Origin of the sequence: Mesorhizobium sp. WSM4887 (genome assembly GCF_029625865.1) — a bacterium.
In the GTDB taxonomy this organism is placed as follows: Bacteria; Pseudomonadota; Alphaproteobacteria; order Rhizobiales; family Rhizobiaceae; genus Mesorhizobium.
This window is the reverse complement of record NZ_JARTVP010000070.1, coordinates 1-236: the sequence shown is the minus strand read 5'-3', so window position 1 is coordinate 236 and position 236 is coordinate 1. Positions and strand designations below refer to the sequence as shown.

General features: G+C 57.6%; 1 pseudogene. It reads right to left on the bottom strand.

From position 1 onward, the window contains the following. Nucleotides 1–221 (bottom strand): annotated as a pseudogene (locus P9230_RS32365) (ABC transporter permease); the annotation flags it as partial. Between the last annotated feature and the right edge of the window lie 15 nt (nucleotides 222–236).

Genomic DNA, 236 nt, shown 5'->3' with positions numbered 1-236 from the left:
AGTTCTGGCAGGCCGCGAAAGACGGTGGTGTAGATGTTGGCGGCAAGGCGCAGCGACGGTTCTTCGGACTGCTTGGCGAGTGCAATGAAAAAGCCGATCGTCAATCCGATGGGCAGCGTGGCAAGCGCCAACGCAATGGTGATCAGTGCGCCATAGGCAATATCGTCAAGCCAGCCTTCAGGTCCCCAACTGAGAAGTGTCCATATGCTCTGGGCTGGCATCGACCGGTCTTATCC